At 46.4% G+C, this 14,797-nt stretch carries 13 protein-coding genes; 10 read left to right on the forward strand and 3 right to left on the reverse strand.

What is annotated here, in order from left to right; translation table 11 throughout:
- Positions 1 to 388 precede the first annotated feature (388 nt).
- Positions 389 to 1,378, reverse strand: coding sequence for a radical SAM/SPASM domain-containing protein (locus ACEW9O_RS12265; RefSeq protein WP_373550455.1), 990 nt, complete (start codon positions 1,376 to 1,378; stop codon positions 389 to 391).
- A gap of 10 nt (positions 1,379 to 1,388) precedes the next feature.
- The gene (locus ACEW9O_RS12270) at positions 1,389 to 1,898 is read right to left on the reverse strand and encodes an OmpH family outer membrane protein (RefSeq protein ID WP_373550456.1); all 510 of its coding nucleotides are present in this window, start codon (positions 1,896 to 1,898) and stop codon (positions 1,389 to 1,391) included.
- A gap of 254 nt (positions 1,899 to 2,152) precedes the next feature.
- On the opposite strand from ACEW9O_RS12270, the gene ACEW9O_RS12275 reads away from it, so the two are divergent.
- The 5 genes from ACEW9O_RS12275 to ACEW9O_RS12295 all read left to right on the forward strand — a co-directional run bounded on the left by ACEW9O_RS12275 (position 2,153) and on the right by ACEW9O_RS12295 (position 7,529).
- Positions 2,153 to 3,070, forward strand: coding sequence for a glycoside hydrolase family 73 protein (locus ACEW9O_RS12275; RefSeq protein ID WP_373550457.1), 918 nt, complete (start codon positions 2,153 to 2,155; stop codon positions 3,068 to 3,070).
- Positions 3,071 to 3,260: 190 nt separating this feature from the next.
- A complete protein-coding gene (locus ACEW9O_RS12280) occupies positions 3,261 to 3,944 on the forward strand; it encodes an ABC transporter ATP-binding protein (protein WP_373550458.1) in 684 nt (227 codons plus the stop codon).
- A gap of 15 nt (positions 3,945 to 3,959) precedes the next feature.
- A complete protein-coding gene (locus tag ACEW9O_RS12285) occupies positions 3,960 to 4,931 on the forward strand; it encodes an HlyD family secretion protein (RefSeq protein ID WP_373550459.1) in 972 nt (323 codons plus the stop codon).
- 6 nt (positions 4,932 to 4,937) lie between these two features.
- Entirely contained in the window at positions 4,938 to 6,059 is a 1,122-nt protein-coding gene (locus ACEW9O_RS12290) for an ABC transporter permease (RefSeq protein WP_373550460.1), read from the forward strand.
- Between the two features lie 138 nt (positions 6,060 to 6,197).
- Complete coding sequence (locus ACEW9O_RS12295; protein WP_373550461.1) at positions 6,198 to 7,529, forward strand: TolC family protein; 1,332 nt, start codon at positions 6,198 to 6,200, stop codon at positions 7,527 to 7,529.
- Here the strand turns inward: ACEW9O_RS12295 and ACEW9O_RS12300 are convergent.
- Positions 7,526 to 8,854 (reverse strand): hypothetical protein, encoded by a 1,329-nt coding sequence (locus ACEW9O_RS12300; RefSeq protein ID WP_373550462.1) that lies wholly within the window; start codon positions 8,852 to 8,854, stop codon positions 7,526 to 7,528. The genes ACEW9O_RS12295 and ACEW9O_RS12300 overlap by 4 nt on opposite strands.
- A gap of 114 nt (positions 8,855 to 8,968) precedes the next feature.
- Between ACEW9O_RS12300 and ACEW9O_RS12305 the strand changes: the two genes are divergently transcribed.
- The 5 genes from ACEW9O_RS12305 (at position 8,969) to ACEW9O_RS12325 (ending at position 14,772) form a co-directional block, all read left to right on the forward strand.
- Positions 8,969 to 9,958, forward strand: coding sequence for a GSCFA domain-containing protein (locus ACEW9O_RS12305; RefSeq protein WP_373550463.1), 990 nt, complete (start codon positions 8,969 to 8,971; stop codon positions 9,956 to 9,958).
- Between the two features lie 5 nt (positions 9,959 to 9,963).
- A complete protein-coding gene (locus tag ACEW9O_RS12310) occupies positions 9,964 to 11,400 on the forward strand; it encodes a T9SS type A sorting domain-containing protein (protein ID WP_373550464.1) in 1,437 nt (478 codons plus the stop codon).
- Between the two features lie 118 nt (positions 11,401 to 11,518).
- Positions 11,519 to 12,007, forward strand: a complete 489-nt coding sequence (locus ACEW9O_RS12315) for a hypothetical protein (RefSeq protein ID WP_373550465.1) — start codon at positions 11,519 to 11,521, stop codon at positions 12,005 to 12,007.
- Positions 12,008 to 12,218: 211 nt separating this feature from the next.
- Positions 12,219 to 13,463, forward strand: coding sequence for an NAD(P)/FAD-dependent oxidoreductase (locus ACEW9O_RS12320; RefSeq protein ID WP_373550466.1), 1,245 nt, complete (start codon positions 12,219 to 12,221; stop codon positions 13,461 to 13,463).
- A 313-nt stretch (positions 13,464 to 13,776) separates the two neighbouring features.
- A complete protein-coding gene (locus ACEW9O_RS12325; protein ID WP_373550467.1) occupies positions 13,777 to 14,772 on the forward strand; it encodes a succinylglutamate desuccinylase/aspartoacylase family protein in 996 nt (331 codons plus the stop codon).
- Positions 14,773 to 14,797 lie beyond the last annotated feature (25 nt).

A 14,797-nucleotide genomic window follows, 5' to 3' on the forward strand; every position in this document is an offset into this window, starting at 1 on the left:
TGTACGTCATTACTCGATCGCAGTGCTTCAACAAGCGATAGGGTTCACACAGATCAAAAAAACCAAAAGCAATAATTAATCTAGTGGTTCTCAAGAAAAAATCCCGCTAGTAGCCTTAGGATGCTACACTTCAACTGCACAAAGTGGAAAAGACGCTAGAAATTTCAGCGCCGTGAGGATAAAGGTCGCGACTTTCAACTAACAATACAATCTTTTTCTTTTTATTTTTTTAAACTTTACTTAACAATGACAGAAATATGACGGAGTGAAATTTTGGGAAAAACGCTGAAAAATGTTGTTAGAAAGGGCAGAAAAATGGATGCGACTATTCTTAGTCCGTATTGTTGCAATCCACCAAATATAATTCGGAGAAAAAAACAATACAACATCATGCCCAAATTTTACAACCTTCGGTACAATTGGTACAAATATCAATTTTATCTCGGCCTTTAAGGAGTTGTTGGCGAAATTCCCGATAGGGTTCTTGTTGCCAAACCTCGCGGAGCGATTGCTCCTGTAGATTGCCCATGCGGTATTTGGCGTCTTTGTCGAAACAACAGGGCACTACCACGCCATCCCAGGTGATCACGCAGGCATGCCACAATTTCCAACAGTGATTAAGCAACTGATTTTTGATACGATAGCTGCCATCGGCTTGCCTCCGATAACGCGAGTATTGATCCTGAATGGGGATAAGCGAGTTGCCTTGTGCATAATCGTAAATCTGGGCCGTTTTTAACTTGACCTCATCTATCCCGATTTCTTCGGCCAGTTTGTAAATTTCCGGAATTTGGTGCTCGTTGGGCCGAACCACCAAAAATTGAAAAATCAGGTGTGGCGTTTTGGACTTCAGTTCTTTTTTCCATTTGACCACATTGCGGGCACCCTGGAGTACCACCTCCAGCTTTCCACTTTTCCGGTATTGTTCGTACACTTCCTGCGTGCTGCCGTCCACCGAGATGATCAGCCGATCCAAGCCAGACTCAATGGTCTTGCGGGCGTTTTCTTCATTCAGGAAATGACCGTTGGTGGAAGTGATGGTATAGATGCCGCGTTGGGAGGCATACTGTACCATGTCCAAAAAATCGGGATTGATGTAGGGCTCACCCTGGAAATAAAAGATGAGAAAAGACAGGTCACGATGGAGGTCATCGATGGTTTTTCGAAAAAAATCGGAGCGCAAATTCCCTGTGGGTCGGGAAAAAGCCCTTAATCCACTCGGGCACTCGGGACAACGCAAATTACAAGCCGTGGTTGGCTCAATAGAAATGCTGAAAGGGACACCCCATTGAATTGGCTTTTGGAGCAGGCGACTGAGGTAGTAAGAGCTCAGCACCTTCGCCGCATTCCAAATTTTCCTTGGGGTGACCTTTAGCATGTTGTCGTTCTTATTGGATGCCCAGTTTGGTTTTGATCACCGGGAATAAATCCTCCGAGTCCTTGGCAAACAAAACGGCATTGAAGGAGCTGGTGTCAAAAACGAAGGTGTAGCCTTTTTCTTTGGCTGTGTCTTCAATTGCTTTGTTGACCCGATCCAGAATTGGTTTTAACAACAACTCCCGCTTGTCCGAAATCTGTTTGCGCACCGCCTCTTCATACGATTGAATGGCAGTTTGCTCAGCTTCCAATTGGGCTTGTTTTTCCTGGAGTTTGACCGGAGAAACGGTGCCGGATTGTTGGTCCTTCAAATAGGCCAAATACCCGTCCTTGAGCTTGGTGCTCATTTCTTCTCCTTTCCCAACCAAGGCTTTTTGGAAATCTTCCAATTGTTTATCTGCGTCTTTAACCGCAGGCATGGCATTCAGCAAATTGCCATAGTTGAGGTGTCCATACTTTTGAGCTGAAACTGAACCGAATACGGCAAGCAATGCTACAAGAGCCAATGTGATTTTTTTCATTTCCTTAGCAGATTTCAAAATTTAAGGTGCAAAGTTAGACGGAGTACGCAACTCTCCCAATTATTAAACGCAGATTCTGTGACAAGGTCACAACACTTAAAGAGCAATCGTGGCCTCGGGAGGTTGTATCAGGGGTTAATGAAAAATAAAAAACAAAAAGTATTTTTTGTTTGACAAAACAAAAAGTTTTTATTTTATTTGCATTGTTGTTTTTGAAACAAGACCTGATTATACAGTTGCCAAAACATAAAACTATGAAAGCTTTTAAACTTGATCACCTGACTGTGGTAAAATCCAAATTACAACAAACCCATCGCGATTTGCGCCGAGCAGTGAATCGTTATTGGTTTCAAACTGCCCTTTGCTCAATTGCGGTATATGGCTTCAGTTCACGTGAACTCAGCGTGAACCTACAATTGAACAGTGCAGAGCCCATGGTACAGATTCAAAGCCTGAGCCCAGGTTCAACACCCAGTACCCAAAATACCACCAACACTAAAGAGCCATTACATCCTATGAACGTTTCTATGCTCTCTTTTAGCAGCGAGGGTGAGGCAGCTGTGCCTCGCTCCTCGGCTGCTTCTAAAACCGTCGAGAGCCGCCCACCCGGGCGAGGGGCTGCGACCATCACGCGTACCAATTCCCTGGGAGAATTGGCCAACACCTTTCAAAATGTAAGTTTTCCAGATCAAGACGAGGTGTTTGAACCCGCTACCAAGCGCCAGGCCAAACGCCAAAAGCAATTGGCCTACGTGCAACGTTTTGCTGACATTGCGAAGAGTGAACAAGCAAAATACGGCATTCCAACCAGCATTACCCTGGCTCAGGGCTTATTGGAAAGTGACGCGGGAGAAAGCCCACTGTCTGCTCAAGCCAACAACCACTTTGGGATCAAGTGCTTCTCTCGAACATGTGGCCGGGGGCACTGCCGCAATTTTACTGATGATTCGCACAAGGATTTTTTCAGGGTTTTTCCCTCAGCCTGGGAAAGTTTTCGTTCGCACAGTATGTTGCTGCAAGGAGCGCGGTATCGGGGCTTGAAAAAATTTGGAGCTGGCAATTATACCGATTGGGCACATGGTTTGTCCAAAGCAGGTTATGCTACCGACAAAAAATATGCCCAAAAATTAATCCATTTGATTGAAGATTTAGAGTTGTATCAGTACGATTGAGCCAATATCAAGAGCTTTACCATTTTTTTCTGCGCTAGGGGGCGAGAGGCGAAAGGTTCGTGTCTTGCCCTTTTTCTTTTTAGATAATTTTTTTCCCAATTCCCTCAACCTTTTCCCTTTTTTCCAGTTTTACATTAAAATACAATGAAAACACAATTTTTCATTGTGAAAAAATTGTAAATCGTGCCTGATGATTGCCAAACTGGAAAATGTCAATAAAGTATACCGAGTCGGGGATCAGGAAATAGTAGCGTTACAGCCGACCACGATGCAAGTGAATGAAGGGGAATTGTTGCTAATCATCGGCCCCTCAGGATCCGGCAAAACTACTTTACTCTCGCTCTTGGGGTGTGTACTCTATCCCACTGAGGGACGGCTCTGGGTAGACGGGCAGGAAATCAACCGCCTGAATGAGAACCAACTGGCCCGCCTGCGGCTCAACACCATTGGATTTGTTTTTCAAAGTTTCAACCTACTAGCCCCACTTTCTGCCGAAGACAACGTAATGATGCCCATGCGCTTACAAGGCGTCAGCAACACTGAAGGCCGCAAGCGTGCGTATGCCGCCCTGGAGATGGTCGACATGATGGATCGGCGCAAACAATTGCCAAAACAACTCTCGGGTGGGCAACAACAGCGGGTAGCCATTGCGCGGGCCCTCGTGACCAATCCCAAATTGATCCTTTGTGATGAACCCACCGCCTCGCTGGACAAAGATTCACTGGATGTAGTCATGCAGGAATTGCGCCATCTCGCTAATGAAGGCAAAGCGGTATGCGTGGTTACGCACGACCCCCGCCTGGAGCAATACGCGCACCGGATTGTAGCGGTCAATAATGGAATCGTGACCCAGGTACAAAAATTTGATCACTAGCCTAGTTTTGATAACATGAAAACCAAGTATCTACTATTCGTCTCCCTAGTCGGAGTATTCAGCAGTTGTGGGGGTAAAAAAGAAGCGAACTCCGCTGCTGCGGAAAATGAGCCGCTTACCTCTACCGAAGTGCCCCTAGATTCCACCATGAAGGTCAAAGAGGTGGTGGGCGTTGCCCGCATCGAACCCGAAGGCAAAATTATCAGCATCAATGTAGAAACAGCAGGTTTTGTCAAGGAGGTCTTGTTTGCTGAAAATGCCCGGGTTAAAAAGGGTGATGTATTGGTGGTCCTCGAATCGTCAATTGAAAACGCCCAATTGCACCAGACCCAAAGTCGCATCAAAACCCAGCAGGCCTCCATCACTGCGACCAAAGCCAATCTGGAATCCCTCAAAGTAAAACTAGCCAATGCCCAGAATACCTACGAACGCAACCTCAAACTACTCCAAGGCAATGCAGCTACTCAGCAAAGTGTAGATGATAGCCGCTTTAGTGTAGAAGATTTTCAAAAACAACTCGTCGCACAACAAGCAAACATCCAACAACAAGAAGCAAGATTGGAAGAACTGCGGGCCGACATCGGTCTGAGCCAGACTCAATTGGGCAAAAAAAGCCTGCGAGCCCCCCTGTCGGGAACCTTCCTCTCTTGTGATGTGAAACCAGGAAATTACATTGGCACGGAAACAGTCTTGGGCGAATTTGCCAGAGATGGCGCCTATTTGGCCGTTGGTGAAATTGACGAATTGTTTGCGCTACGGGTCAAAAATGGCAACAAAGCCTACATCCGCCCACAGGGAGAAAGCAACATCCTGGCACGCGGGACCGTGGTCTTTACCGGAGCATACCTCAAGCAAAAATCCTTGTTTTCTGATCGAGCCGACAACCTGGAAGACCGCCGGGTGCGCGAAGTTCACGTACGCCTCGACGACAATAGTAAAGTGCTCATCGGTAGCCGGGTAGAATGTGTCATTGAATTAGAAAATTAAAGCATCATGTTCAAAACTGCGCTTCGTTTTTTGCTTTATGACAAAGCCAAGTCTTTTGGTGCGCTCTTTGGCGTGATCCTTTCGGTGTTTCTGATTGGGCAGCAGTGTGGCATTTTTATCTTTTTGACCAACGCCATGTCAGCACTGGTGCGCAACAATCAACAATACATCTGGGTGGTCGACGACACCACGAATGATGTCAACTCCTTAGCCACTTTGGACATGCGCAAAGCACGTGAGTTGGCGAGTGTGCCTGGAGTTACTCTGGTTAGCCCGCTGGTCCTTGCAGCCGGTGGTGCCCGTTTTGCCAATGGCAAAAATGCCGGGGTCGTGCTCATTGGTGTACAATACCCAGAATGTGCAGGTGGGCCATGGTTACTCAGCGAAGGAACCACCGCGGATCTGCTCAAAGATGGAGCGGTCATTACCGATGTATTCGATCGTGAAGCATTGGGGAGTGCCAAAATTGGCGACTACTTCGAAATCAATGGCAAAAAGGTCTTCATTGCCGGAAACACCAAAGGGGTGCGGTCATTTGGCGGTACTTACACTTTTACCTCCATTGAAAGAGCCCGCTACCTGGGCAATATCCCCAACAATCAGGCCAGTGCTTTTTTGTTGAGCTGGGATCCCAAGGTTTCCCGCGAGCAGGTTATTTTTTACATCAACCAAAACCTGAAAGGGGTAAGGGCCTGGGCCAGTGAAGATTTCACCAGAGAGACCATCTTGACCGTACTGAGTTCCAGTGGCATTGCACTTTCTTTTGGCACCTTGATCGTATTTGCACTGATCGTTGGTTTTGTCATCATTGGCTTGACGCTGTACTCTGCGGCCATCGACCGCATTCGAGATTATGGTACGCTCAAGGCGATTGGGGCTACCAACGGCTACATCATTCGCCTCATCTTGATGCAGGCCATGATTTTGGCCGTGCTCGGTTTTTTGGTCGGCTACTTCTTTGTCAATGGATTTAAAGTCGGAGTCGCTCAAGCCGGTACCATTTTTGAATTCCCCTTGTGGATGCGTTTTGGTTTTTTAATCCTCACCTTATTCATTGCGCTGTTTGGCAGCCTGTTTGCCATTCGCAGGATTACGGGATTGGAACCATCGGCAATATTTAGAACCTAGTAGTGGGGCAAAAATAAGTGTTCATTTTTTCCGAGTCAAAGGATTAGATAAGACACTTAAAATGAACCGTTTACTCATCTAATCCTTTGACAAAATGAATCACTTATTTTTTTTTCGCCCCATAGAACCTCTCAACTCATGAAACCACTATTTTTTACCATATCCTTTTTGTGTGCTTTATCCATTTTTGGACAAACACCAAGCACTTCCGCTCCGCTTGGCAAGCGCGAAATTAGCCTGGAAGAAGCCATTACTTTGGGGCAAAGCAATAGTTTGGATTTGAAAAATCAAAATTTGCAAGTCCAAATTGCCCAGGGGGAGCGCAACAAGATTGAGGCCCGCCGAAGCCCAATCGTAAGTGCCAATGGTGAGCTGCGCAGCAACCTCGTTTTGCCCACCACCATCATCCCCGCCGGGGCATTTGGCGGTGGTGGTACTGGCGAAGATCAAAAACTGCGCTTTGGTACTGTCTTTAACATTACTGGGGGCCTCAATGTCAGTTATTCACTCATCGACCCCACCTTGCGCAGCGATCAGTTGCGTGCAGATGGGCAAAGAGTTTTGCAGGAAGCTACTTTGGAGAAACAAAAGGCTAACTTTCGGCTCACCATTGCTGAAGCCTGGTATGATGTATTTTTGAAGCAGGAACAACTGGCCATCGCCGAGGAAAAGCTCAAACGAGCGGAGTCCCTTTTACAAATCAGTCAAAACCGCCTGAATGCGGGGGCCTTATTGCCCATTGAAGTGCAGCGGAGTCAATTGGAAAGAGACAATAGTCGAGCTTCGCGGGATCAGGCTAAAAACAACCTCAGCCTCAGTCGTCAAAATCTCGCCTACCGCGTAGGCCTCCCCTTGGATATCCATTTGGAAGTGGGCAGCATTGCACCACCTACCAATGACCTGACGGCGAACCTGGCTACCAACACAGGTCAACGTTGGGAACTAAAAGAAGAAGAACAACGCCTGGCCATCAACCTACTCGATCAGCAACGCATCAAGGAACAGTATCGCCCCAACCTGAGTGCGATTGCCAATGGATCGGTGCAACATTTGAGCAATAATTTTGCGATATGGGAAAAGTGGTTCCCCGCAGTATACATTGGCTTACAAACCAACTTCACTTTGTTCGATGGCAACCTCAAACAAAAAAACCTAGAAGTGTTAAAGTTGCAAAATCAGCTCAGCCAACACAATCTGGAGCGCATTCGGCAGGACATTGGCTACGAAGTGGCTTCCAACCAAACCGCACTACAAAATAGTGTGGTACAATGGCAAAGCGCCCAGCAAAACCTGGCGACTGCGCGCAAAATTATGGAACTGGAAAAGGAGCGCTACGAAGGCGGAAATTTACTTTTTGCAGATTTGTTGAATACCGAATTTTCCTTGCGCGAGGCTGAGAACAATGCGCTGAGTGCCTGGTACAATTACCTGGTGGCGAAGTTGCGTTGGGAAAAGGCCATGGGGAACTAATTCAACTCCAACGCTTTGATCATAAGTAAATAAGTCCGGCAAAATTTAGCCAAGGTACTGAAATCCACTTCACCGAGACGAGGGTTAAAACGCGGAAACTGCCCTTTGTTTTCTTCTACAATGTCTTCAATCGCCCTTTTAATGGCACGCCGGTTGATGCTTCCACTGCTGGCATCAATAAAATCGTTTTTGAAACCCAATGAGCGAAAGTACTCCCCTTCGGTGATCTGCATATAGAGGTGGAGCAAATCGCGATCTGGCTTAGGCAGGGCATAATTGAACAAACCTGAACTGACAATATACCCCGTGATGGACAAAGCAACCGAGAGGTAACCATTTTCACAGTACCAATCCATTTGGGGCAGTTCGGTATCGATAAGCGCTATGAGTTTGTCATGCGTAACTGGAGTTGTGATGCCAAAAGTGCTGCGCACCCGGTACATTTCTTTGAATAACTCTTCCTTAGGGCGTTCCGACAATTTTTGCAGGTCTTTGGCCAAAAGAAGGTTCTTATCGATGTTCGACTTGTTGTCTTTGGTAAAATATTGCCTCTGAATGCGTTCCAACTCCTCCATCATGTACCCTTCGGGTTTGACCAGGTAGTCGAGTTTAAACACGAGGTTCAACAACAGATAAGCAATGGCACCGGGGTACTGTTCGCGGTTGAGGGGGCCTTCCAGCACTTCGCGCAGGGTACTGCTGACGGCTTCCCGGATAAATTTACACTTGGCTTCTTTTTCCAAGAGTGGGATTTCCTGCAAGTGATCTGCCTCCACTGCTTGCAGCATTTTAAATTCATCGAGTAGCAAATCATCCTGCTTGTCGGCATTGATCGCCAGCTCACGCAGCGCGATGTACAACTTGTGGGGGGAAGCATCTACTTTAGGTGTGTCAAAAAGAATCGTTAGGTTGTTGTCCGGGTCGAGGGCAAAACGGCTGAACTGTAAGATAAAATTGCGCTCAATGAGCCGACGCATAAACCCAACATTCAGCGCTTCCGAGTAAGCGATTCTGGATTCAGCCTGAAATTTTGCGTCGTTGGCATAACCTGTTATTTTTTTTGAACCTTGATACAATTCAAAACGCAGTATTCCATCTTCGGTCCACCAACGGACATTGTCTTCACGCTCATCGCGCAGGTACTGAAAAAATGTGCGGTAGGCATCCAGGTATTTGTCTTCTTCAAACAACGCCAGTGACTGCTCCCATGCCTGATAATTCAGGGGAGTTTTGTAAGAATCCGTATACCGGCCAAACTTTATGTCCAATTGAGTTGTGGAAACACCTGTATTGGAAGCTCTGAACAGTCGATCAAATAGGCTCATTAGCGATAAATCAATGATTTTGGCGAGGAAATTTACGATAAATTGAATAAAATTGTTGATTCAAATGGCAAAAAACCTACGAATTCATTCGTGGAAGCCACCAAATGCAGTAAAATGGAGCATTTTCGGAGCGTTTTGCCTCCTCCTGTTTATCCTTTTCAATTAAGCCATGCCGATCAATTTTTGGGCATTGGCTCTTGTTTTGTGGAACAAATTGGGCAACGCTTAGCGGCACGTAAATTTTCGAGTTTTTACAATCCTCTGGGGATTGCTTTTAATCCTTACTCCGTTGCGCTGAGTTTGGACAGAGCCAGCCAACCTAAAGTTTACCAAGTTGCTGATTTATTTGAATACCAGGGGCTTTGGCATAGTTTTGATCACCATGGCAGTTTTTCGGCCCCTTCCCCAGTTCAAACTCTCGCTGGAATTAAATTGGCTCAACAAACTGCGCATGCTCAATTCCAAAAATCGAGTGTATTGATGTTGACCTTGGGTACGGCAAATGTGTGGGATCATGTGGCAGAAAAACGCATCGTCTCCAATTGCCACAAACTGCCTGGGCATCTTTTTCGGCGCCGCCGTATGGACTTGGCCGAAACGGTTGAGGTACTTGGCAGGGCTCTTGAAGCGTGTTTAGAAGTGCATTCTGGTTTAAAAGTGATAATTACCGTGAGCCCTGTGCGCTACCTGCGCGAAGGCATCGTGGAAAATGCCCGTAGTAAGGCCACCTTATTATTGGCTACGGAGCAATTGTGTCGTTCTTTTGCCCAAGTTCATTATTTCCCAGCTTATGAACTCCTAATGGACGACTTGCGTGATTACCGTTTTTATGCTGAAGACCTAGCCCATCCGAATGCTCAAGCTACTGATTACATTTGGGGCTATTTCAAAAACGCATTTTTCGATGCAGCAACCCAAATACAGATCCAGGAACTGGAAAAACTACATCGGGCGGTTCAACATCGCCCCCTACATCCAGATACTGTCACTCATCAAACATTTTTACATCAACAACTTGAGTACATTACATGTTTGGAAAGTAAGTATCCCACAATGGACTTTTCTGCTGAAAAATCCATTTTTCACCAACAAATAAAGGCATAAAGCCCATGAAGAAAGCATTACTCATTTTGAACCTGGTCTTCGCTGTGCTGCTCTTGGCCAGCGGGGTTCGAGCCCAAAACCGCTTGATTAAAACCCGCCCAATGGGTACCGTCACCAAAAATGAATTAGCACTGACCTACGGCCCTTTTGTACAGTACAGCATCACCACTTACAAAGTTTGGTACCTCACTACCGGGATCGACGGTAAGCCTGATACCGCTACGGGATTGGTGGTGTTTCCGGTGGTGGAAAACAAAGCACTGCCTCTGCTCTGTTATCAACATGGTACCGTAAACGGCCCCAGCGATGTACCTTCCGAGCGTAGAGGTGGCTGGGAATTGGCTGGTGTTGGTGCAGCTTTGGGCTATGTGGCCCTTGCACCGGATTATTTGGGACTTGGAGAATCGCGCGGCTTCCATCCCTACGTGCACGCGGCCACAGAAGCCAGCGCCGCCATCGACTTGCTGTATGCAACCCAAGAGTTTGCCGAAAAACTAAAATTCCCGCTCAACGGGCAACTCTTTTTGACGGGGTATTCCCAAGGGGGGCATGCCTCAATGGCCTTGCATCGAGAACTGGAACGCAACTACAGCCAAATTTTCCCGGTAAGCGCTGCTGCCCACTTGTCGGGCCCCTATAGCATTTCTGGTGAAACCTTCAAACGGTTGATCAGTGATGAGCCTTACAATTATGTAGGCTATACTGCCTGGGTCGCGCTCTCGTACAACCAGATGTACAAGATACACGACAACGTTGAAAAACTGCTCAAACAGCCCTATGCTGGTATGGCTATGCAGTTCTATCGCCATGAAATTGACCTGTCTGCTCTCAATCAAATGTTAATTGATACGCTGACTAAACGCCATGGCAAACCAATTTCTCGCTTGATGTTTCAAGATAGTTTGTTGGAGAATGTTTCCAAAAACCCGAATCACCCCTTCTTGTTGGCCATGCGTGACAACGATGTATACGATTGGACGCCAAAGGCACCTACCCGGATTTTTTATTGCAAAGCAGATGATCAGGTCACTTACCGGAATAGTGTATTGGCCGATTCTATCATGCAAGTAAGAGGGGCTAAAGATGTCAAATCCGCCGATGTGCAAAGCAATGCTAACCACGGACAATGTGTTCAACCCGCTGTATTACAAACCGTGTTTTTCTTTGCCACGGTGCAAGCACAAATAGCAACAGGTACGCGGGATTTACCAACCTTGCCAGTGCGCATGTACCCCAATCCAGCCCGGGAGTTTACCCGTCTGGAGGGTTTACCCAAGTCGGGGCAGGTAATGGTATCCAATTTACAGGGACAAATTATTTTCCGCAGCAGCATCAATAACCCCTATATGGATATTCCGCTACAAGGTTTGAGCAAAGGTGCTTATTTTGTACAACTGCTTTCTGCACAAGGAATTTGGCACAATAAGCTTTTGGTGCAGTAAAGCCTTGAATTCCAATGTTAAGTTTTTCATGGGCTATTTACTTTTCGGGTTTTTCCATTTACCTTTGTGTTAACTTAATGTAAACTATTGTTTAATTTTTTGTAAAAGTCTATTTTTAATGGGAAAGAAAAAAGTTATGGAGCCCATTCCAGAAACACAAGCCAAAGAAGTTGCTCCTGAACACAAAAAAGGAGCATCTGCCAAACCGAAGGAAGCTAAAAAACCTGTTGCAAAAGTGAGTAGCCCTAAAGCTGGAGCTTCAACTAAGGCAAAAGCAAAAGCCAATTTGACTACACCAATTTCGCCAACTCCAGATGCGGTAAACGCAAAAGAGAAGGCAAAAAAAGAGAAGGCTAAAGCCAAAGCTAGTTCAAAAGCAAAACTGGAGGCCATCAAGCTGAAGATCAAAGCACTAAAAAAGCAATGGATTACAGCGATCGAACAAGTGGAAGAGTTGAAAAAAGCCTTTAAAAAGCTGAAGAAAAAAGAAGGCAAAGACAAAGCGAAAGCGAGTATGGATGCCAACTTAAAAACAGCAAAGGCCGAGCGTAAAACCTCGAAAAAGGCTTTTAAGACGGCTAGAAAAAATACTGAAAAAGCAGCTTAATCCTGCTTTTTGAAAGTTTTATAGTAGCTATTGATTCATAATGGTTGGTAAGTTATCGGCGCGGGAGGCTTGTCCTCCAAGCGCCGTAACTGTTTTTACCACGACTGAAGTCGTGGTCTAGATCACGGTGTGACTCCCACGACTAAAGTCATGGGTTATTGAAGATGGTGCTTTGGAACCTTTTCCCGATATTACCGCAAATTCTACCGCCTTGAATCTCAAAACCGATGTCTGCATTATGGGCGCTGGCCCCGGAGGGGTGGCAACCGCCCTGAAATTAAGCTACCTGGGTATTCCTTGTATATTGGTCGACAAAGCCGCTTTTCCCCGCGATAAAATCTGTGGCGATGCCATTAGTGGCAAAGTAACCACCTTACTCAATCGCCTTGATCCCGAGATCATGCAGCGCTTTCATGCCCAACCCATTCAAACCGATGTGTGGGGGGTGCGTTTTGTGGCACCCAATCATAAAAAACTGGACATTCCATTTAAAGCTGGGTATGTCCGCGATGAAAAAATGGCACCTGGTTACGTGAGTAAACGCTTGGAATTCGACAATTTTTTGATCGAGGAAGTACAACGCCGGGATAACATCCAACTTTTGCTGGAAACACCTATTGATGCCTACGAGCGAACCACGGATGGATTTCGCCTGCACAGCAAACTCAAAGACATCCACATCGATTGCCAGCTCTTGATCGATGCCTCAGGGGCCCATTCTTCCTTTAGTCGACAATACGCGGGCCTGGAAAAAGACCCCAAGCACCATGCTGCTGCGGTACGCGCCTATTACCGCAACGTGAGTGAGATTCCCATCGACAATTTTATCGAGCTGCATTTCATCAAAAGTGTCACACCCGGGTACTTCTGGATTTTCGCCTTACCCAACGGTGAAGCCAATGTAGGCATCGGCATGCGCAGCGATATCGTCAAACGGCGGGGGGTAAACCTTAGGGAAGAACTCACCCGCATCATTGCCGAAGATCCTGCCATCAGCCCACGCTTCAAAAACGCTGAACTGATTGGCAAATTTGAAGGTTATGGCCTGCCACTGGGGTCGAAAACCCGCCACATTTCTGGCGATCATTTTATGTTGGTGGGTGATGCCGGGCACCTGATTGACCCACTTACGGGGGAAGGCATTGGCAATGCCTTTTACAGTGGCATCATTGCGGCGGAACAGGCGGTACTTTGTTTGCAGGAGAAAAATTTTTCTGAAAAATTTTTGATCGCATATGACGTTCGTATTCAACGAGTTTTGGGCTCAGAGATGAAACTCAGTTACAAAATGCAGCAGATCGGTGGAAACCCTTTGCTACTAAATTTCGTATCAAATATCATCGATGGCAACCGAAAGCTCCTGGAGTATTTTTCGGCGATGTACACCGACTTCGATTTGCGCGAAAAATTGGTCAAACCCTGGTTTTGGATTAAGATGTGGTTAAAAAAAAGCTAAATTTTCAAATCCAAACAACCAAATTGACCTAAATGGAGTCTAATAAGTTGTAAGTTTTTAATTTTTTGAGAGAAATACTGCCGATTTTGCATTTTCTTAGCACTTGTGCTAGAATTTTAGGAAAAATTTAAGTATTATACAGGCAATTTTTCCAGACTTCGGATGTTATTCTTTCATACAATATGATTTTAGTCGGCTTAAGTTTCATAAACTAGTGAGTGTAATTCGTGACCTTCCATTTGGGAGGTCATTTTTTTTTGTTATACTTACCATTCACTTTAGAACATTTTTATTTTTTACAACGATTTACCCTATGCTGCAATTGAAGGGTTTGGCTGGTCAAGGCATCACCCAATTGGATTTGGGCACCACCGCTCCAGGTACCATCGGCGAATATTGGCTGCACCTCAGCGACAACGGCATTGGTGAACCCGTGTTGCTGCCCATTGTGGTAGCACGGGGTCAACACGATGGGCCAGTACTGGGACTTACTGCCGCCATTCACGGCAATGAGCTCAATGGGATTCCGGTGATTCAACGTTTGTTTCGCACCATCGATGTCAAAAAATTGCATGGAACAATCGTTGGGGTGTTGGTGGTAAACGTTCCTGGCTTGTTGAAAGAGCAACGGCGCTTTAACGACGGCACTGACCTGAACCGCATTGCTCCAGGCAAACCCGATGGCAATGTAAGTGAGGTATATATTAACCGCATCGTAGAGCGTATCCTCAAAAATTTTGACTACCTGATCGATTTACACACTGCCAGTTTCGGGCGGGTCAACTCCTGGTACATTCGCGCCGATATGAATTCGGAGATCACCGCCTGGATGGCACGGCTGCAAAACCCGGAGATCATTCTACACAACAAACCCAACGATGGCACCTTTCGTGGCGCCGCCAGTTCACTAGGTATTCAGGCCATCACCCTGGAATTGCGAGATCCCCACGTTTTCCAATTCGAAGTCATCGAAGATGCGCTGCAAGGCATCAACAACGTCATCTATTACCTCAACATGCTGAAAGGGGAAATCATAGTGTCTAGCGCCCCGATTGTGCTCTGCCAACGTTCCTACTGGATGCACACCGATGAGGGTGGAATTTTGCAGGTGATCCCTCGCGTATGTGAAGAAGTCAAAAAAGGACAACTGGTCGCCGAAGTCCGCAGCATTTTTGGCAAACTCAACCGGGAATACCATGCGCCCGAAGACGGCATCATCATCGGCAAAAGTGTAGATCCGATAAATCCGACGGGGAGCCGGATCATTCATTTGGGGGTGAAGACGTCGATTGTGGAGACGGGGGGGTAAAAAAGCATGTATCGTTATTTTTTCA

The organism is Haliscomenobacter sp., assembly GCF_041740695.1.
In the GTDB taxonomy this organism is placed as follows: Bacteria; Bacteroidota; Bacteroidia; order Chitinophagales; family Saprospiraceae; genus Haliscomenobacter.